Below are 18,869 nucleotides of genomic sequence, written 5' to 3'. Positions count from 1 at the left end.
CCCATTAAATATACAAATTTTTCTTCTGAGTATTACCAAATGGGCTATATTTATAATTTCGAGCCGCTTAATTTTAATGGCGTATATTTAAAAATTCTCGAAATGCTATGTGAACAGACCACGTAATCTCATCTCTTCGATTTTTTAATGATCTGAAAAGATCAGGATTGTCTGAGTAATGTGTGTAAACTCTTCCACCAGCGTCAACATGTGAGATCAATCCAATCTTGTAAGCAAACGCACCAAGACATTCTTCGGTGGCGTATCTTTTTCCATCGATAATGGAAATATTCTCAGGTGGGCGATTGTTAATGAAATTAACTATAAACATATTTGATAATTCGGTATATTTATACTGTTTTTGGTTTGCTCGAAATGCATCAATAAATTGATCTAGTTCGGAAAATTGATGCAAGTGTTCTTTTATTAGATCATTTTTTCTAAGTTTTCCATAGGGGCCAAGAATTTCTTTTATGTAGTCAAGTGTTATACGTTTATTATTTAGGCTATGTTTTTTTGTTTGCTCGGCGGCCATTCGACAAAGTTGGCCCATCCATCTTGGTCGCTTGTTCGAAAAAGAATAAATTGCATCGAAAATTGTAGCATCTGCAGTATCTCCCCAATGTATAGGAACGGAAAATGCAGCTGCAAATATTTTGTTGTAATCTCTTCCTACTTGATATCTAGATTCTATGCTATTAGGATGATTTCTTTGAATATAAGATAGTATTCTATTAGCAAGCATGTCCCTTAACATTTTTTTTGTCCAGATAATTTCAACAATATATTGTTCCCATTTATCTAGGTCTTCCAAATGATTAAGATTTGCCCAAACATCTGTTCGTACAGTCGCTCTAATATTAAGATTCACAGCATCAACGGCAAGACCACGAATAGCGCTGAAGAAAGATCCAACACGAGTTTGATATTCAATTGTATCCAAATATTTTGCATCGATATCATCAACTAATAACCAAATTGTTGAGTTTGAATTTTTTTGTTGATAATTGTTTAATAAGTTTTCTAAATTTTCTGGGAAAGTGTTTCTGATTTCTATGTCTAAAAATGGTATTTTACCTTTTATTCTAGAAATTAAGCCGCCTACTAGGTTTCGACTCTTCATTCCTTCCAATTCTGCAATCTCAACCATTGACATGGCGTCACTAGAAAGCGCAACACCTATAGAGGTTCCGATTTCTATTATTATTTTTTTGCATATTATTTGTTTCCAGTAATTTTCTAAATAAGCTTGATCTTTATCTTTGAAGTCTCCTAGACCTAATAAAGTGTTACCTGTTACCTTAACGATAATCGGATCATTGTATTCATTTTCATTTTTAAGTTTGTAGTTAAGTCTTGCTAGTAAAGATGACTTACCCATTCCTTTTCGTGCGCTGACAACGTTAAGCTTTACATTTTTGTCAAAAAAATCTTTTAAGTCTTCACGCTCAACATAGTATGAGTTTAATATTTCTATTTTTTCATCTTCTCCTGCATCATTTCCAAATAGTTCTTTGTCGATAATATTAATATTTAAAATTGGTTGCATATAATTTTTGTGTTAAAAAACAGGTTTATAAATGTAAAGATATCAATTTATGTGTTTTTAAGTAAAATTTTGGATTTTTATGCATAATCTAATACTAAGAGAATACCATCTCGATGATATGCAAGATACGCACAATGTCACAACTAGGGAAGTGCTGATCAATTCGCTTTCATAACGACCCTGGCGCCAAATGGTCGGATGACTACTAAGGGCAAGGCTCAAGTGCGCCATTTGGACACGAACTCATGCATTGGGATAGCTTGAACTTTTTAATAATGAAAGTTTCGAAATGCTTTGTTCCGGCTCTTGCCCGAGCCCTGCGCGCCTGCGGCGCACGGTCGTGGCTCTAATTAGGTCTCGGCCAAGCATGGCCCTATGCATAAGTTCTTGTCGAAATGGCGGACCTACTCTTCCTTCCCTCCACCCACAACAACTGCCAAGACGCAGAGCCATCTCGCCGACCCTTGACGAGGCGCAGGGCAGCGGCAGCATGCAGCACCCCCAGAAAAACCAATTCCCCCCTCGGAAAAGTTAATGAAACTCATTCCCATTTAGCGTACACTTACTCGCCAGCCAGAAATCCCCGCAACACCAACAAGGAGGTATCCAGCCAAAAACAAGCTCGAAGAGACTTTATGACCGGATACGCTTTACGGGATACGCTCCCGCAGCGGCGCCTGGCTGCACGCCATCGCTGCTCCCCCCTGTTGGCTCGTACGTCGCTGGCCTGCGCCATCTCTACCATGTTCCTGGCATCGGCATTTGCCCAGGAAAATGACAGCAGCCAGTCCCCATTCATGCAGACGTTGCCGCCGGTCGAGGTGAGCGAGCAGGCCCTGGCTGAGCCGGGCACCGCGACGACGGTCAGTGGCGACGCGCTCGATCGCGCCAACAATATGAAGGATGTGGTGCGCAACCAGCCGCTGGTGTCCGCGCCGGGCACAGCGGCGGGGACGACCCGGAACCGCAGCAGCTTTGACCGGTCCGGCACGACCGGCTATAACATACGCGGCATCGAAGGCAATCGGGTCGGCATGGATGTCGACGGCATTGAAATGCCCGATGCCACGACCCGTCCTTACGTGAGCCGGGCCGGCGTCAATTCGTTTGGTGTCGGTCGCGACTTTATCGATCCGGAGATGTTTACCTCGGTGAATATTCTCTCCGGCACCACTTCGGCCACGCGCTCGGCGGGTGGCATCGGCGGGGCCGTGAGCTTCAAGACCAAGTCGGCGGACGACTATCTGCGCGGCGACAAGGTATCGTATTTTGGCGGCAAAGTGGGCTACGACTCGGCCGACAGCTCCTGGAACGAGAGCGTGACCGCCGCCGGCAAAAGCGGCAAGCTGGACGGACTGGTCAGTTATTCGCGGCGCGATGGCCATGCCACGCGCAACAACAGCGTTATCGTCGACAGCATGGCCAACGACTGGAACTCCGATGCCTTGCTGCTCAAGGGCGGGCTGCGCATCGACGCGGCCAACCGGCTCGAACTGTCGCTTGATTTGTACCGGCGCAAGAACGACACGGCTTTCTTTGGCTGGGACACGACCAGCACCTTCATCACCGAAAATTCGCAGCAGCATAGCGATACCAGCCGCAACACGCTGCAGCTGATGCACCAGTGGACGCCGGACAATGCCTGGGCCGACCAGGCCGATACGCGTCTGTATTTCCAGAGCACCGAGACGAAAGACACGACCGATACGAAGACGGTGGCCACCAACGCCAGTGTGCGCAATGTTTCCGAGAACAAGACGCGCACGTGGGGGCTGTCTAGCGTGCTCAACAAGCGACTGGGCCGGCACTATCTCAGCTATGGCTTGAACGCGTCGACGCAGGATGTGGAGCGGCCATGGAACGTGGCCGGCTACATGAAGCCGCAACCGGACACGACCACCAATCGGGCGGGACTGTTTTTGCAGGATCAGATCGGCTTCGACCTTGGCGGCCATCGCCTGGCCGTGATCCCGGCACTGCGCGCCGACTACGTCAAGATCAAGACGCGTGACCTGGAGAACTTTGTTTCGGGCGTGTTGACGCCAGCCGACGTGGAAAAAATGTACGGCACCCCGAGCACCGTCATCTGGAGTCCCAGCCTGGGCCTGAGCTACGACCTGACGCCGACCATGGCGGCATATGCGCAGTACAAGCGCAGCGGACGCGCGCCATCGGCCGGCGAGATTTTCGGCTCATGGAACCTGGCCAGCAACTATGTCGCCAACAATCAATACGCGCTGATCGGCAATCAAAACTTGAAAGAGGAAACCAGCGATGCTTTTGAGATCGGCCTGAAGGGCAAGCCAACGCCGGGCGTGACCTTGAACACGTCGCTGTTCTACACGCAATATAACGATTTCATCGCCTACACCCGCTATGGCCGCGCGATGTTCCCGGCCATGTTCACCAAGGTGCCGGCGCATATCGGCACCATTTACCAGGCCGAGAACCGCGACGATGCCAAGATTTACGGCTTCGAACTGAGCGCACGGCTGGATCACGGGCAATGGAGTCCGCAGGCCAAAGGCATTTACACGACCTGGGCCATGGGCCTGAGCCGCGGCACCGCCAAATCCAACTATGCGGGCGACAAGGACGTGCCGCTCGAGTCCGTGCTGCCGCGCAAGGCCATTATCGGTGCCGGCTACGATGCGCCGATGAAAGCGTGGGGACTGAACCTGACCGGCACTTTTGTGGGCGGCAAGCAGGCCGTGGCGACCAACCGCGATGCCTACAATAACTCGGGGCCGGTGCTGGTCGATGCCACCACGGCACTGTTCCGTGTGCCAGGCCATGCCGTGTTCGACCTGATCGGCTACTGGCAGATCAACAAGAACGTGCGCCTCGATGCCGGCATCTACAACCTGGGCGACAAGCGTTACTGGGAGTATTCCAGCGCACGCAGCCTGCAACCGTCGGTCGCCCGTGACCGGCGCGACATCGAACTGCTGACCGAATCGGGTCGTACCGCAGCGGTGTCGTTGAACCTGGCGTTCTAAGGTGTCCTGCCGGCCTGACGCAAGTTCGGGCCGGCGGGGGGCACATTGACGCTATCCACGTCTCATTCACAAGAGGGAAACATGAAACAGCAGAAAACAGGGCACGGTGCGCGCGCCAGCCGTCTCGCCATGGCGGCCATGGTGGCAGCCATGATGGCCGCCTGTACGTCGGCGCCACCGCCAGCGGCGCAGCAGCCAGCAACACAGCAGCCAACCGCCGCCGCAGGGCCAGCGGCGCCCGCCGGTGGCCATGGCCTGTCGGCATTTATCGGCGGTTTCGACGCCAACCGCGATGGCGTGGTGACGCGGCAGGAGTACGACGCGGTACGCACGCAGCGCTTCACGGCGGCCGATACCAATCACGATGGCGTGCTCGGCGAAGATGAATACGTGGCCGAGTTCGAAGGACGCCTGCAGCAGCAGTACGCTGGCAAGGCGCAGGACGAGCGCTACGCAGGGTCGATCAAGCAGGCGCATGTGCGCTTCAAGATTCTCGACACCGACCATGACGGCAAGTTGACGCTGGCGGAAGAAAACGCGATTGCCGGGAAAACCTTCCAGCGCACCGATACCAATGGCGATGGCAAGATCGATCAAGCCGATGGAGAGAAGAAATGATGCGACCATTTTTGCTGCGCGCGCTCGTTGCCACATCGTCTCTGCTCATGCTGACGGCACACGCCCATACACCCTATTTGTTGCCGAGCAGCTTCGATGTGCAGCCGAAGGAGGCGATCGGGGTCGATGCGGGTTTCACCGAGAAATTCTTTGTCCCCGCCGTGGCGTTTGGCGAGACGGCATTTTCGATCGTCACGCCGGAAGGCGCGCGCATTCCCTTCGGTGATATCCATCAGTTCAAGCAGCGTACGGTGGCCGAACAAACACTGCCTGATGAGAAAGGGACGTATCGCCTCAGCACCGGCCCCCGGCTGGGCGCCGTGTTTCGCACCTGGGAACACAAGGGCAAGACCGAGTCCGCACGCGATCCGAAGCAAGTCATGCCGGCAGGCGCCAAGTTGCTGAGCCACTATCAGTCGCTGTCGATTGCCGAGGCCTATGTCACGGCCGGCAAGCCATCGACGAAGGCGCTGGCGCCGGTCGGCAAGGGACTGGAAATCGTCGCCATCACGCATCCGAGCGATCTGTTCGTCAACGAGAAATTCGATTTCGTCGTGCAATACGACGGCAAGCCCTTGGCGAACCAGAAGGTCAGTGTGTATCGGTCGGCGATGGATCTGGCCAGCCAGAGCACGGTGCAACATCTGTCCACCGATGCCAACGGGAAAGTGGCCCTGCCATTGACGAAATCCGGACTGTATCTGGCCCTGGTGCGTTTTCAGGCACCGGCGCCGGCCGGTGCGGCCGCGCCGATGTACGGCAACAATTACACCCTGACGTTCCGCGTCCTGGATCAATGACGGGATGCAGGCGGCGTTGCGGGCAACGCGCAACGACGATCTGTTGATCGCCCCGCACAGGGGAGGCCTATGGCTGGCCGCCCCTTGTCTCACCGAGCAGCAAGACCTTTTGACTCTTCGTCAATCAATTGCAACACCGCCCGCGCCATCAACCCACTGCGCGTCTCATGGCGCGCCGCCGCATACCGGTCTACCTTGCTCAGCACAAACCGTGGCAGGCTGATGTTGATCCGCTCCGGCTTGCTATCGAGTTTGTCGAGATCAAGTTCGACCAAGGCCCAGATCCCTCCCGCATGATCAGGATTTGCCTGCAGATCCTCAATTTTGCTTTGTGTGATTTCCACAGGTTCGCCCAGCTCCAGCAGCGTTTCTATATGGCTGACGATGGCCACCCGGACGTTTTTCAACGCTTCCTCGACGCTGTCCCCCCATGAGTAAACGCCTTTGATGTCAGGTACGTTCACACCGTACACACTACCTTCATCTTTGAAAATGACGACCGGGATATCCATCGCTGTTCCCTTGCTATTGACTTGATCTGGACTGGCTGCCAGAACGCATGAACATTACTTCAGTCCAGAGGTCTTCAGTATGCTGTTCCACGTGCCGATCGGCAGGTCTTTCTTCGGATGCGGCACAGTGACGAGTCCTGGTTTCTCAGGATGTTTGAAGTGATGATGACTACCCTTGATACGTACTACTCGCCATCCATCTGCTTCCAGCATGTGAATCAATTGACTTGAGTTCATGTGCCTCCCGACTGCAGTTGCAGGTCATCATACACATAAACAGGAATTGTGTATAAGTGTGTATTCAAGGCAATCCCACCCGTTCACCGCTGCCCCAACTCCCCCACCAAAAACTCCACAAACGTCCTCACCCTCAGCGACAAATGCCGCGCATGCGGATACAGCACGATAAACGGCCGCGAGCAGCCGCCGTGTTGCGGCAGCAGCTCGACCAGCTCGCCCTGGGCCAGCTCGCGTTCGACGATAAAGCGGTAGGTCTGCACGATGCCGGCGCCGGCACGCGCCAGCATCGCCATGCCCAGATAGCCTTCCGAGCAATGGTAGCCGCCTTGCGTGACTACTTCGGTCGTTTTGCCATCCACATTGAACGGCCAGGCGATGCGCCGGCCGGTGCTGGGCAGCGCGAACTGGACGCAGTCGTGCTGCTGCAAATCCTCGATGTTCAGCGGCGTGCCGGCCCGGCGCAAATAGGCCGGCGCGGCCACCAGCACCAGTTCGGCGTCCTCGAGCTTGCGGGCGATCAGGTTGGAATCGGCCGGCACCCGGCCGCGGATGGCCAGGTCGTAGCCTTCGCCGGCGAAATCGATATTGCGGTTGCTGATGTGCAGGTCGAATTGCACCTCGGGGTAGCGCGCGCGAAACGCCGGCAGCAGGGGCAGGATGCGGTGATTGCCATACGAGGTAGGCATGCTGATGCGCAACAGGCCGGCCGGTGCGGACTGGTCGCCCGTGACTTCACGCTCGGCTTCCACCAGCTGCGACAGCGCCTGGCGGCATTGCTCAAAATAGACGCGGCCGCTGTCGGTCAGGCGGATCTGCCGCGTGGTGCGCACGAACAGCCGCACGCCCAGGCGTTCTTCCAGCCGGGACACCGAACGGCTGACCGCCGCCGGCGTCACGCCCGCCGTGTTGGCGGCGGCCGTAAAGCTGCCCAGTTCCGCCGCCAGGCAAAACAGTTCGATGCTGCCCAGTAAAACGTCGTCGAAGTGCCGTTGCATGCGAAATCCATGATGTTTGATTGACGCCATTGTGCATCAAGCATGGCGGTTCAGTTGCTCAGGCGCGTTCCTTGCCGGCGGCTTCGCGCTGGCGCAAGGTGGTGACGGCTTCGCCGCCCCAGCCCCAGTTGTCGGTGTCGACTTCGTCGATGACGACGAAGGTCGATTGCGGACTTTTGTTCAGCACGCGTTGCAGCAGGTCGGTGGTGCCTTCGATCAGCGCCAGTTTCTGGGCGGCGGTGACACCTTCACGGGTGACGCGGATATTTACGTAGGGCATGGTGTTTCCTCGGTTGGCAATGCGGGAATGTGGATGAATGTCTTGTTGACGATGAGCCAGTTTCCGGCGCGCAGGATCAGCGTCAGGTATAGCTGATACCGGAAGCCCAGCATCGGTGAAGACAGTTTTACGCTGGCAATGCTGCCCGCCACGTCGATGTTGAGCGGGCGCATCAAAAATGGCTCGCCGCGCCTGGCCGGGCTGTCACGCCCGGCCACCGCGCGCAGATAAGCGGCGACGGGCTGGTGATAGGCCTGGCCGCCGATGTCGCCATACACCTGGGCGCCGTCGTCGAACAAGGTGGCGAGCAGCGCGGTGTTGCCGGTGTACACGCCGTCAAAGTAGCGGTCGATCAGCGCCAGGATCTGCGCATGTGCAGACATGGCTTACCAGGTGCCCGCGGTGGCGCCGCCGTCGACGGCCAGCACCACGCCGCTGGTGAATTTCGCTTCGGTCAGGTACAGCACGGCGTCGACCACGTCCTGGGTCGCGCCGGTACTGCCATTCGGCGCCAGCGTCCTGAGGAAGCCTTGCGTACCCTCGTCGCTGCTGTGCATGGGGGTGTCGATAATGCCGGGAGCGACCGCCGAGACCTTGACGTTGGACGCGGCCAGTTCGATCGCCAGTCCGCGCGTTGCGTGGTTCAGGCCGCCCTTGATCAGGATCGGCAACAAGGCCGGCACCTTGACGTTCGGCTGCATGGCGATGCTGGCCGTGATCGTGACGATATGGCCCGCGCCATTGGCCGCCATGTGGGCGGCCGCGGCCTGGGTGGGATAAAAGAAACCTTTCAGGTTGGTGGCGATGATCGCGTCCAGGTCGTCTTCGGTGTAGTCGGCGATGGCTTTGGCGATAAAGATGCCGGCGTTATTCAGCAGAACATCGACTTTGCCGAAGGCGGCAATCGCCTGCGTGAATAGCGCTGTCGCTGTGGCGGGCAGGGCGATGTCGCCGGCCACCAGCAGGAAGTTGGCCGGGTTGCCGAGTTTGTCGCTGGCCGCCTGCAGGCGTTCCATGCTGCGGGCGTTGCCGACCACGTTGTAGCCGCGCTGCAGATATGCCGCGGCCAGGGCGTAGCCGATGCCGCTCGAGGCGCCGGTGACGATGACTGTCTTGTTGTTGGTGCTCATGTAAAACCTCTTCGGTAAGTATGTCGATGATGCCGCCGGGGTCGCATGGACTCCCAGCGGCGCAGCGGTGAGGGCGGGATGCCGGCTCCGCTGCAAACAACTATACCTATGCCGTATGCATCGATAAATCACCGTTGAAGAGATAGACTTGATACATGATGTAATGAATTGTCGGCGCGGGTGTTGATCCGATTACACGCCAGCCAGCACCGTCACATCCCCCGAGCGCCAGACGTTGTCGACCGTTACCCGTTCGATCAGCCATACACCTTCCTGCCGCACCAGTTTCACGTCATAGCGGTTTTTCATCATGTAATGGCGCGAGTGGTCCTGGCGCGGCAGGTGCTGCGCTTCGACGAGTGCGTCGAGCCGGGCCGTATCGCCGTCGATGCTGGCGCGCGGATTGCTGACGCTGTGCGTGGTGTCGAAGCCACTGAGCGAGGTGGACAGGGCGGCGACAATGGTGGCGCGGCCTTGCAGCACCGGGTATTCAAAGCCGGCCTTGGCGGCGGCCGGGCCGAAATCGGAGACGGCGTTTTCGGTAAAGGCGGACGCCAGCAGGTCGGCGTCGCGCAGGTCGATGCCGGCGGCGAAGCGGTACAGGGTGTCGATGACGGCGAACTTGTCGGCGATGTCGTTGGGAATGGCGTGGGACATGGAGTACTCCTGATCAATGAATAAGGTGAAGCTGCATGGTATACGTTGTATACTTGGTGTCAATCAGGCACTTGAATGCAATCAGGTATACAAAAGGAAACCCCATGAGCACCCATCACGCGCCGGCGCAGGCCGCAGGCAGCCCCGCCATCGAAGTCCATGGCCTCGATACATCGAACCGTTTGCTGCTCGATCAGATCACGGACAAATGGTCCGTCCTGATCCTGACGGCGCTGTGCAAGCAGCCGTTGCGCTTCAATGAGATCAAGCGCTGCCTCGATGGCATTACGCAAAAGGCGCTGACGCAAAGCCTGCGCCGGCTCGAGCGCAGCGGCATCCTGGCGCGGCGCGTGATACCGTCGTCGCAGGTGGCGGTGGAGTACAGCATCACGCCGCTGGGGCGCACGCTGGAAGGGCCGTTCACGGCCTTGTTCTTGTGGACGATCACGCATTCCAGCGATGTGCTGCAGGCGCAGGCGGCGTTCGACCAGCGGCCGATCTGATGCGCGCATAAAAAAAGCCCGCCGAAGCGGGCTGTCAAGCTGATGCCGGTCTGAAAAAAATCAGAACTGATTCATGGTGTTGTCCTTGCCGGCCGCCTTCAATGCTGCTTCGCCGCTGAAATAATCCTTGTGATCATCGCCGATGTCGGAGCCCGACATGTTCTGGTGCTTGACGCAGGCGATGCCCTGGCGGATCTCCTTGCGCTGTACGCCGGCCACGTAGCCCAGCATGCCCTGGTCGCCGAAGTATTCCTTGGCCAGGTTGTCGGTCGACAGCGCGGCCGTATGGTAGGTCGGCAGGGTGATCAGGTGGTGGAAGATACCGGCTTCGCGGGCCGCGTCGGCCTGGAAGGTGCGGATTTTTTCATCTGCCGTGGCGGCCAGTTCGGTGTTGTCGTATTCCACGCTCATCAGCTGGCCACGCTCGTAGGCGGACACGTCTTTGCCATCGGCTTTCAGCGCGTCATACACTTGCTGGCGGAAGTTCAGGGTCCAGTTGAACGATGGGCTGTTGTTGTACACCAGCTTGGCGTTCGGGATGACCTTGCGGATTTCGCTGACCATGCCGCCGATTTGCGAGATATGCGGTTTTTCGGTTTCGATCCACAGCAGGTCGGCGCCGTTTTGCAGCGAGGTGATGCAATCCAAAACGCAGCGCTCTTCGCCGGTGCCGGCGCGGAACTGGAACAGGTTGCTCGGCAGGCGTTTCGGGCGCAGCAGTTTGCCTTCGCGCTTGATGATCACGTCGCCATTGCCCAGTGCGTCGGCCGACACTTCTTCGCAGTCGAGGAAGGCGTTGTACTGGTCGCCCAGGTCGCCTGGGGTGTTGGTGACGGCGATCTGTTTCGTCAGGCCGGCGCCCAGCGAGTCGGTGCGGGCGACGATGATGCCGTCGTCCACGCCCAGCTCCAGGAAGGCGTAGCGGATGGCGCGGATCTTGGCCAGGAAGTCTTCGTGCGGCACCGTCACTTTGCCGTCCTGGTGGCCGCATTGTTTTTCGTCCGACACCTGGTTTTCGATCTGGATGCAGCAGGCGCCCGCTTCGATGAACTGCTTGGCCAGCAGATAGGTCGCTTCGGCATTGCCGAAACCGGCGTCGATGTCGGCGATGATGGGCACCACGTGGGTGATGTGGCCATCGATCTTGGCCTGGATCGCCTGCTTGGCGTCGCCTTCGGCGGCGTCCAGCTGGCGGAACAGGCCGCCCAGTTCACGCGCATCGGCCTGGCGCAAAAAGGTGTAGAGCTCCTTGATCAGGGCGGAGACGGCGGTTTTTTCATGCATCGACTGGTCCGGCAGCGGGCCGAACTCGGAGCGCAGCGCAGCCACCATCCAGCCGGACAGATACAGGTAGCGGCGGTCGGTGCTGTTGAAGTGCTTCTTGATCGAGATCATTTTTTGCTGACCGATGAAACCGTGCCAGCAGCCCAGCGACTGGGTGTATTTGGACGAGTCGGCGTCGTAGGCGGCCATGTCGGCACGCATGATTTTCGCCGTGTACTTGGCGATGTCGAGGCCTGTCTTGAACTTGTTCTGGGCGCGCATGCGGGCGGCGGACTCGGGATTGATGGCGTTCCAGGCGCTGCCTTGTTGCTCTTTCAAACCTGCAACTGCCTTGATGTCGTCTTGATATTGGGACATGTGAATCTCCTGAAAAAAAGCGAAGTAAGAAAATCGTCGAGTGTGCCGCCGCGTCTTGTTGAAGCAAACTGCATGACTAAATAGTAGGCCATTTTTGTGAAGTTCATCAAGTCTTATATAAGACATATAACTTAAATTTTATCCTTGTTTTTCAATGACTTGACTATGATATTCCATGATGCGAAACGAATTTTCAAAAAGCGAGACGCATGAGGCAGGCGCCGCGCCACCGGTATTTCGCAATGTGAAATGGGGTTTCAGATTTTGGTGCAGTGCAGCGATTATGCCGCATGCGGGCGGGCAATTGTTTGATCAGACGCTGACCCGGTTGCGCCCGGCGGTCTTCGACTGATACAGCAGGGCGTCAGCGCGCTGCAGCAATTGCGTCGGGCTGGCATCCTGATAGTCACCGTTGCTGGTGGTGGCCACGCCGAGGCTGACCGTCACCAGGCCGATCGGGCTGCCGGCATGCACGATGCCCAGTGCCAATACTGTCTGGCGTATCGCTTCGGCCACCAGAGCGGCGCCGGCGCTGTCGGTGCCGGGCAGGATAACGGCAAATTCCTCGCCGCCATAGCGCGCCGCCAGGTCTCCGCAGCGGGCGGCGCTGCCGGCCACGGCCTTGGCCACCGCGCGCAGGCAGTCGTCGCCGGCCACATGGCCGTAGGCGTCGTTGAATTTCTTGAAGTAATCGACGTCCAGCAGTATCAATGACAAGGGCTCGTCTTCGCGCCGGGCGCGCTTGCGCTCCCGTTCCAGCGTGTCATCAAAAGCGCGCCGGTTGGCCAGGCTGGTGAGGCCATCCTTCCAGGCCATGGTCTGGAGGTCGGCATTGGCTTTTTCCAGTTCCAGGCTGGCCACGCGCAACTCGGTTTCCACCTGGTCGCGCATGGCCATCTGGCGCATCAGCTTGCGGAAGAACCACACCAGCGCGGCGATGGCGCACAGGGCGGCGCCGAGGATCTGCAGGCTGGCCACTTTCCATTGCGAAAAGATGTCCTGTTTTGAGAGCGCCGCCGAGACGATGATGGGGTAGCCGTCGAGGCGACGGTAGCTGTACAGCCGCTCGATGCCGTCGATTTTCGCCACCCGCATGATGGTGCCGGCGCGGCCGTTTTCGCGGTAGCTGCGCATGATCGCGCCCGATGACAGGTCGGTGCCGATCAGTTTTTCCTGGAACGGGCGGCGGTAGATCAGGGTGCCGTTTTCGAGCGCAAAGAACACCGTGCCCGATTTGCCCAGGTCCAGGCTGTCGAACACGCGCTCGAACGAGTCCAGCCGCAAGGTGGCCAGCGCCACGCCGGCAAAGCTGCCGTCGGCATGGTCTATCCTGCGGGAAACGGGAATGATCCAGTGGCCGGTCGAGCGGCTGCGCACGGGGGCGCTGATATGGGTGGTGGTTTGCGGGTTAGTTTTGTGAAAGACAAAGTAATCGCGGTCCGAATTGTCGCCCTTGAAGGGCACGCCCAGCGAGGTGGCTTTCCAGGCGCCCGTTTCGTCGTAGATGAACAGGCCGTGGATTTCCGTCACTTTCCTGGTCAGCTGCACCAGGTAGGCATCGAGGCGCTTGCCAGCCTGGCCGCTGCTGCCGTCGCGTTCGGAGCGCTCGACAATATCGTCGAGGATCACGTCGGCGATCTTGATCGCCGTGTCGGCCTGCGAGGCGAGGGTGCGCGCCATGTTTTCGGTCGCTACCTCGGCTTCGCGCAGGCGGATCTCGCGCGACGACCAGATGGTCCAGGCGGTGGCCGCCAGCAGCGCCGCGCAGATGCAGAACAGCGCCACGCTCATCAGGCCGATCAATGGCCGTTGCTGGTGGCGTGATCTGGCTGGCGCTTGTTTTGTTTCCTGCATGAAGCCGCCTCTGCAAGAAAGCTGGCCGGTTGCAAAGTTGCTGCCCGGCCAGCTGGACGTTAATGCGCCGTATGGTGCCCGTTTCTGACGAACAGGGCCGTGAGCATGCCGACCACGCACACGCCGATCACATAATAGGCCGGGCCCAGCACATTGCTTTTCAGCATCAGGGTCACCACGACCGGCGTCAGGCCGCCAAAAATCGCATACGAGATGTTGTATGAAAACGACAAGCCCGAGAAGCGCACCTGCGCCGGGAACGCCTGCACCAGCACGCAGGGCACGGCGCCGACCACGCCCACGAAGAGGCCGGTGATCGCGTACAGCGGCAGCAGCAGGTTGGGGCGGCTGCCGACGGTGGTATAGAACACCCAGGTGGCAATCGCCAGCAGCAGCGAGCCGACCAGGATCACCGGTTTGGCGCCCAGGCGGTCGGCCAGCCAGCCGGCGATCACGCAGCCGAACGCCAGGCACAGGGTGGCGCAGGTATTGGCGATCAGGGTGGTGCGCGCGTCGATATGGTGGATCTTCTGCAGCAGGGCAGGTGTCATCAAGATCACCACGACGATGCCTGCCGACAGCATCCAGGTCAGCAGGATGGAGACCGTCACGGCGCCGCGGTGGCTGCGCAGCACGGATTTCAGGGGCATTTCGGTGGCCAGCGCCTTGCGCTGCTGCATTTCCGCAAACACCGGGGTTTCGTGCAGCCAGCGGCGCAGATACATGGCGCCAAAGCCGAAGATGCCGCCCAGCAGGAAGGGATAGCGCCAGGCGCCGTCCAGCACTTCGGCCGGCGTATAGACGGTGTTCAGGCCGGTGGCAACCAGTGAGCCCAGCAAAATTCCCACCGTCAGGCCGGCCGTCAGAATGCCGCAGGCCAGGCCCGTGTAGCGGCTCGGCACGTGTTCCGATACAAACACCCAGGCCCCAGGCACTTCGCCGCCGACGGCCGCGCCCTGGAAGATGCGCATCAACAGCAGCAGCAATGGCGCCGCCAGGCCGATGGTGGCGTAGGTCGGCAGCAGGCCGATCAGCAGGGTCGGCACGGCCATCATCAGGATCGACAGGGTGAACATGCGCTTGCGACCGAGCAAGTCGCCGAAGTGGGCCATCACGATGCCGCCCAGCGGGCGCACCACATAACCGGCGGCAAAGATGCCGAAGGTTTGCAGCAGGCGCAGCCAGTCCGGCATTTCCGGCGGGAAGAACAATTGGCCGATGGCGTTGGCGAAGAAAACAAAGATGATGAAATCGTAGAATTCCAGCGCCCCGCCCAGGGCGGCCAGCGACAGTGTTTTGTAGTCCTGTTGGGTCAGGGGGCGTGCGGGCGCAATATCAGAGGAAGCCATGTGTCTCTTTTATGGGTTTTATGGGAGGAACTGCCATCCGTAGCATACGCATTTCCAACCATTGAGTAAACGTTACGCCCCGATGTCGACCAGCGGTGTCGCTTGCCCGCATGGCTTTGCCTCCTGCCGTACCCGTCTCGGCCGGCGCCAGCGATACAATCGCGCTGCAACGACCGAATCTCCTACTGTACAAGTGACTATGCTGACCAAGAAACTGATCGATTACTGCAAGGAGCAAGGCTGGTGGTATGAGGACGCCAGTGCCGATTACGCGCTGGAACTGGAACGCCTGGGCGTGGAGGCGGCCTCGGCTTTCGGGCAGTTCTACCTGCATGTGGAAGACGGCCCGACCTTCATCCGGCGCGGCCGGGAGCTGTACCAGGTGTGCTGGTTTGCCAGGAACACCAATTATGCGCTGACCGTACAGAGCTGCCATGAGACCCTGGGGCTGCCGCAAGCCTATCTGCCGCTCGACAGTTTCGAAGCGGAAAGCGGTTACTTTTATCACCGTGACACGGGCCAGGTGCTGCGTGTTTCCCTGGGCAGTGAATTGCTGGATTTCAAGGAAGGGCGCTTGACGCCGCAGTGGCCGAGCTTCAATGACTTTCTGCTCCATTATTTCGAGCTGCCTGGATGAATGCAGAGGTGATCGATATTTCCAAAATGCAATTTTTATTTTATGATTGCCGTTTTGATCATTGCAAAATGGACCATTGATGAAGACGTATTTTTTGAAGAGCTATCTTGCCGCCGTGTTTTTTTGCTCAATAGCGATCCCTGCTCACGCCGGTTTGGCAGAAGGCCAGGCTGCCTATGACGCCGGCAATTACGCCGTGGCGCAACGCGAATGGCAGACATTGGCCGAGCAGGGCGACGCACATGCACAAGTCAGACTTGGCTGGTTGTACGAGGCCGGCAAAGGGGTGGTCAAGGACGATGTGCAGGCTGTGAGCTGGTATCGCAAGGCGGCGGAGCAGGGCGATGCGAACGGTCAGAGCAGCCTCGGGGCTCTGTTGCTTGGCGACAATGCCAAGGTTCGGGATGATGCGCAAGCCTTGACGTGGATACGCAAGAGCGCCGACCAGGGAAATACGATTGCCCTGTACAACCTGGGCTATATGTATGCCAATGGGCGCGGCGTGCCGAAGGATGAGAAGCAGGCTTTTGCTTGGTATCGGAAGGCTGCGGAGCAAGGCGATAGGGATGCCCAGTATCAGCTGGGTTCCCGATATGGTAGTGGCACCGGTGTCGCCAAGGATGACAAGCAGTCAGCCGTCTGGTACGGCAAGGCGGCCGAGCAGGGCCATATTTCCTCACAATATTTCTTGGGCTTGAGGTATGACAACGGCCAGGGTGTGCCCAAGGATGAAAAGCTGGCGGCGGCCTGGTATCGCAAGGCAGCCGACCAGGGCCATTCCAGTGCGCAGAACAACCTTGGTGCTGCTTATTACCATGGTACTGGCGTGCTCAAGGATGAAGTCATGGCCGCCAGCCTGTACCGCGCGGCGGCGATGCAGGGCAATGGCATGGGGCAACGTAACCTGGCGTACTGTTATCAGACCGGCAGCGGCATGGAGCCGGACTTGATCAAGGCCTATGCCTGGTTCAACCTGGCTTCCGCCGATGAAGAGGCCGGGCCGAAGGCGGGCGTGGCCCGCGATAAACTGGCGCAGGAAATGAGCAAGGCACAAATTGCGGAGGCGCAACGCTTGTCGCGCGAGTGGAAACCGGGCGGCGACCTGGGCAAGTCCACCTTGAAACCCGCCAAACCTGCGCCAGCGCCGGCACCGGCCAAGCCACGCCAGGCCAGCGCCGACGCTTCCCCGTATCCGGCCCGCCCGCAGGCACGCCCCGGCGTCACCACCTGCAATACGAATTGCAACAATGGCGATTGCTACCGTACTTATGACACGGGCAAGAAGGTGCGCTTCCAGGCGCCCCGCAAGCTCGATCCGTTCACCAGTCAATGGACGTGGGATGCTGGCACTTGCTGAATGCCTGCTGTGCTACCCTCGCGCATTCCATCCACGCGTCAGGATAGCCATGCAGCCACGCTTGATCCCTTTCTTCCTTGCCAGCCAGTTGTTCGCGCTGGCGCCGGCCTTCGCGCAAGCGCAGGATGCCCGCGATCAATTCTTTGCGACCATGCAAAGCCTGTGCGGCCAGCAATTCGAGGGGGTGCTGGTGTACCCCCGGCATGGGCAGCATGATTTCTCGGGAAAACGCCTGCTGGCCAATTTCGCCGACTGCGGCGAGACGCAAGTCAGGGTGCCGTTCCAGGTGGGCGAGGACAAGTCGCGCACCTGGATCATCAGCCGCACGCTGGCCGGCCTGGCCTTGCAGCATGACCATCGTCACGCGGATGGCACGCCCGACGCCGTCACCATGTATGGCGGCATGGCGAGCAGCGAGGGATCGGCCCGCTCGCAATCGTTCCTGGCCGATGATTACACGGCCAGGCTGGTCAAGGGTGCCGCCACCAATGTCTGGACCATCAGCGTCAGCGCCGATGGCTCGACCCTGACCTATCACCTCGAGCGCGATAGCCAGCCGCGCGCCACGGTCGTGTTCAAGCGCGGCAGCGCCACCTGATGCCAGGCTGGACCTCGCCTCCCCAGTTGCTGGCGCTGGCGGTCTTTTATGAACAGGCGGCGGCCGAGCCGGGCGCCGTTTCCGATGCCATCTTTCTCGATACCGTCAGCCGCGCCCACTGGCCCACCAATTGCTGGAGCCATGCCCAGGCATCCCTGGCCATTGTCGCGCACGGCTGCATGTTGCGCCCGCAACTGACGCGTGAACTGATCGCGCTGCCGGTCGCCGCCATGATGGCGGGCGGACTCGACAGCGCTGCGGCGATCATCGAGTACGGCACGGCCTGCGCCGCCATGGCCCAGCCCTATGTTGCATTCACGCCCGAAGGCCGGCGCTGGATGGACCGGCAGTGGCCCACATTGTGTGCGCTGGTCGATCAGGTGGTTGCCGCGCAGTGGCAGGCACTGATGCAGGACGACAGCTGAAGCTACGCCAGTTACAATAACGGAATAACTATTCCACTTCTTGGACTCATCAATGCCCGAACTTGCCGCCATCGCTTTTCCCCAGATGATCGTTCCACCCGAACCCACCCAGGCGCGCAGCAAGCAGGCCTTCGAGCGCCTGCTGCAAGTGGGGGAACAACTGCTGGCGGAGAACCGCTTCGATGAAATTGGCGTGGCCGACCTGGCCAAACTGGCCGAGACTTCGGTCGGCACCTTTTACCGCTTGCTGAAAGACAAGGACACCCTGAGCCGCTTGCTGCTGCAGCGCTTTTTTTCCGACATGGTGACGCAGGTGGAAGCGCTGACCGAGCTGCACCAGTGGCAGGAGCGCAGCCTGGAAGACTTCATCCGCGCCATGGTGGCGATGTTTGTGGCGGTCAATCATGGCCGGCGCGGCGTGCTGCGCGCGTTGATCACGCGTTCGTCGCAGGATGCGCAGTTCCGCGACCGGGTGCACCAGATCAATCACCTGATTTCCCAGCGCACGGTGGCCGTGCTGGCCAGCAAGTCGGCCAGCATCGCCCACCCGAATCCCACCCAGGCCATGATGGTGGTGCCACCGGTGCTGCTGGGCATCCTCAACCAGCACACGCTGACCGGTTCGCTGTCGTTTTTGTCGGCCGCGGCGCTGGAAGATGAGCTGGTGCGCATCGCCCTCAATTATTTACGCTAACGATAAATTTATCTTGAAATCGGAATTCGGA

Annotated in this window: 20 protein-coding genes; 9 read left to right on the top strand and 11 right to left on the bottom strand. The window is 58.5% G+C overall.

Annotated features, from left to right (window positions below):
• Positions 1-73: 73 nt before the first annotated feature.
• On the bottom strand, positions 74-1,549 hold the full coding sequence (locus tag Q8L25_RS29510; protein ID WP_308922778.1) for a P-loop ATPase, Sll1717 family: 1,476 nt from the start codon (positions 1,547-1,549) through the stop codon (positions 74-76).
• Positions 1,550-2,346: 797 nt separating this feature from the next.
• Between Q8L25_RS29510 and Q8L25_RS29505 the strand changes: the two genes are divergently transcribed.
• From Q8L25_RS29505 to Q8L25_RS29495, 3 genes are all read left to right on the top strand, one after another.
• A complete protein-coding gene (locus Q8L25_RS29505) occupies positions 2,347-4,548 on the top strand; it encodes a TonB-dependent hemoglobin/transferrin/lactoferrin family receptor (RefSeq protein ID WP_308922777.1) in 2,202 nt (733 codons plus the stop codon).
• An 81-nt stretch (positions 4,549-4,629) separates the two neighbouring features.
• On the top strand, positions 4,630-5,166 hold the full coding sequence (locus Q8L25_RS29500) for a hypothetical protein (protein WP_308922776.1): 537 nt from the start codon (positions 4,630-4,632) through the stop codon (positions 5,164-5,166).
• Entirely contained in the window at positions 5,163-5,966 is an 804-nt protein-coding gene (locus Q8L25_RS29495; RefSeq protein ID WP_308922775.1) for a DUF4198 domain-containing protein, read from the top strand. Before Q8L25_RS29500 ends, Q8L25_RS29495 begins: the two co-directional genes overlap by 4 nt.
• 89 nt (positions 5,967-6,055) lie before the next feature.
• On the opposite strand, the gene Q8L25_RS29490 is transcribed toward Q8L25_RS29495, so the two are convergent.
• The 7 genes from Q8L25_RS29490 to Q8L25_RS29460 all read right to left on the bottom strand — a co-directional run bounded on the left by Q8L25_RS29490 (position 6,056) and on the right by Q8L25_RS29460 (position 9,780).
• A complete protein-coding gene (locus tag Q8L25_RS29490) occupies positions 6,056-6,478 on the bottom strand; it encodes a type II toxin-antitoxin system HicB family antitoxin (protein WP_308922774.1) in 423 nt (140 codons plus the stop codon).
• 54 nt (positions 6,479-6,532) lie between these two features.
• The gene (locus Q8L25_RS29485) at positions 6,533-6,715 is read right to left on the bottom strand and encodes a type II toxin-antitoxin system HicA family toxin (protein WP_308922773.1); all 183 of its coding nucleotides are present in this window, start codon (positions 6,713-6,715) and stop codon (positions 6,533-6,535) included.
• Positions 6,716-6,798: 83 nt separating this feature from the next.
• Positions 6,799-7,713, bottom strand: coding sequence for a LysR family transcriptional regulator (locus Q8L25_RS29480; protein WP_308922772.1), 915 nt, complete (start codon positions 7,711-7,713; stop codon positions 6,799-6,801).
• A gap of 58 nt (positions 7,714-7,771) precedes the next feature.
• A complete protein-coding gene (locus Q8L25_RS29475; RefSeq protein WP_308922771.1) occupies positions 7,772-7,993 on the bottom strand; it encodes a 4-oxalocrotonate tautomerase family protein in 222 nt (73 codons plus the stop codon).
• Positions 7,981-8,376: a nuclear transport factor 2 family protein gene (locus tag Q8L25_RS29470; protein ID WP_308922770.1), complete on the bottom strand. Its 396-nt coding sequence runs from the start codon at positions 8,374-8,376 to the stop codon at positions 7,981-7,983. The genes Q8L25_RS29475 and Q8L25_RS29470 overlap by 13 nt, the downstream gene beginning before the upstream one ends.
• 3 nt (positions 8,377-8,379) lie before the next feature.
• Positions 8,380-9,123 (bottom strand): SDR family oxidoreductase, encoded by a 744-nt coding sequence (locus tag Q8L25_RS29465; RefSeq protein ID WP_308922769.1) that lies wholly within the window; start codon positions 9,121-9,123, stop codon positions 8,380-8,382.
• A gap of 192 nt (positions 9,124-9,315) precedes the next feature.
• A complete protein-coding gene (locus Q8L25_RS29460) occupies positions 9,316-9,780 on the bottom strand; it encodes a nuclear transport factor 2 family protein (RefSeq protein ID WP_308922768.1) in 465 nt (154 codons plus the stop codon).
• 104 nt (positions 9,781-9,884) lie between these two features.
• Here Q8L25_RS29460 and Q8L25_RS29455 point away from each other — a divergent pair, with 104 nt between their 5' ends.
• The gene (locus Q8L25_RS29455; RefSeq protein ID WP_308922767.1) at positions 9,885-10,283 is read left to right on the top strand and encodes a helix-turn-helix domain-containing protein; all 399 of its coding nucleotides are present in this window, start codon (positions 9,885-9,887) and stop codon (positions 10,281-10,283) included.
• 60 nt (positions 10,284-10,343) lie between these two features.
• Here the strand turns inward: Q8L25_RS29455 and Q8L25_RS29450 are convergent, their stop codons facing one another.
• The 3 genes from Q8L25_RS29450 to Q8L25_RS29440 all read right to left on the bottom strand — a co-directional run bounded on the left by Q8L25_RS29450 (position 10,344) and on the right by Q8L25_RS29440 (position 15,127).
• Positions 10,344-11,924, bottom strand: a complete 1,581-nt coding sequence (locus Q8L25_RS29450; protein ID WP_308922766.1) for an isocitrate lyase — start codon at positions 11,922-11,924, stop codon at positions 10,344-10,346.
• Between the two features lie 312 nt (positions 11,925-12,236).
• Positions 12,237-13,778, bottom strand: coding sequence for a sensor domain-containing diguanylate cyclase (locus Q8L25_RS29445; protein ID WP_308922765.1), 1,542 nt, complete (start codon positions 13,776-13,778; stop codon positions 12,237-12,239).
• A 59-nt stretch (positions 13,779-13,837) separates the two neighbouring features.
• Positions 13,838-15,127 (bottom strand): MFS transporter, encoded by a 1,290-nt coding sequence (locus Q8L25_RS29440; RefSeq protein ID WP_308922764.1) that lies wholly within the window; start codon positions 15,125-15,127, stop codon positions 13,838-13,840.
• A gap of 199 nt (positions 15,128-15,326) precedes the next feature.
• Here Q8L25_RS29440 and Q8L25_RS29435 point away from each other — a divergent pair, with 199 nt between their 5' ends.
• The 5 genes from Q8L25_RS29435 (at position 15,327) to Q8L25_RS29415 (ending at position 18,838) form a co-directional block, all read left to right on the top strand.
• Complete coding sequence (locus tag Q8L25_RS29435; protein ID WP_308922763.1) at positions 15,327-15,764, top strand: hypothetical protein; 438 nt, start codon at positions 15,327-15,329, stop codon at positions 15,762-15,764.
• Positions 15,765-15,843: 79 nt separating this feature from the next.
• On the top strand, positions 15,844-17,121 hold the full coding sequence (locus tag Q8L25_RS29430; protein WP_308922762.1) for a sel1 repeat family protein: 1,278 nt from the start codon (positions 15,844-15,846) through the stop codon (positions 17,119-17,121).
• 49 nt (positions 17,122-17,170) lie between these two features.
• A complete protein-coding gene (locus tag Q8L25_RS29425) occupies positions 17,171-17,719 on the top strand; it encodes a hypothetical protein (RefSeq protein ID WP_308922761.1) in 549 nt (182 codons plus the stop codon).
• A complete protein-coding gene (locus tag Q8L25_RS29420; RefSeq protein ID WP_308922760.1) occupies positions 17,719-18,144 on the top strand; it encodes a hypothetical protein in 426 nt (141 codons plus the stop codon). Before Q8L25_RS29425 ends, Q8L25_RS29420 begins: the two co-directional genes overlap by 1 nt.
• Positions 18,145-18,196: 52 nt before the next feature.
• The gene (locus tag Q8L25_RS29415; protein ID WP_308922759.1) at positions 18,197-18,838 is read left to right on the top strand and encodes a TetR/AcrR family transcriptional regulator; all 642 of its coding nucleotides are present in this window, start codon (positions 18,197-18,199) and stop codon (positions 18,836-18,838) included.
• Positions 18,839-18,869 lie beyond the last annotated feature (31 nt).

The sequence above is a fragment of the Janthinobacterium sp. J1-1 genome (assembly GCF_030944405.1).
GTDB lineage: Bacteria > Pseudomonadota > Gammaproteobacteria > Burkholderiales > Burkholderiaceae_D > Janthinobacterium.
Note: the sequence above shows the minus strand (reverse complement) of the source record. Positions and strands in the feature narration are given on the sequence as shown.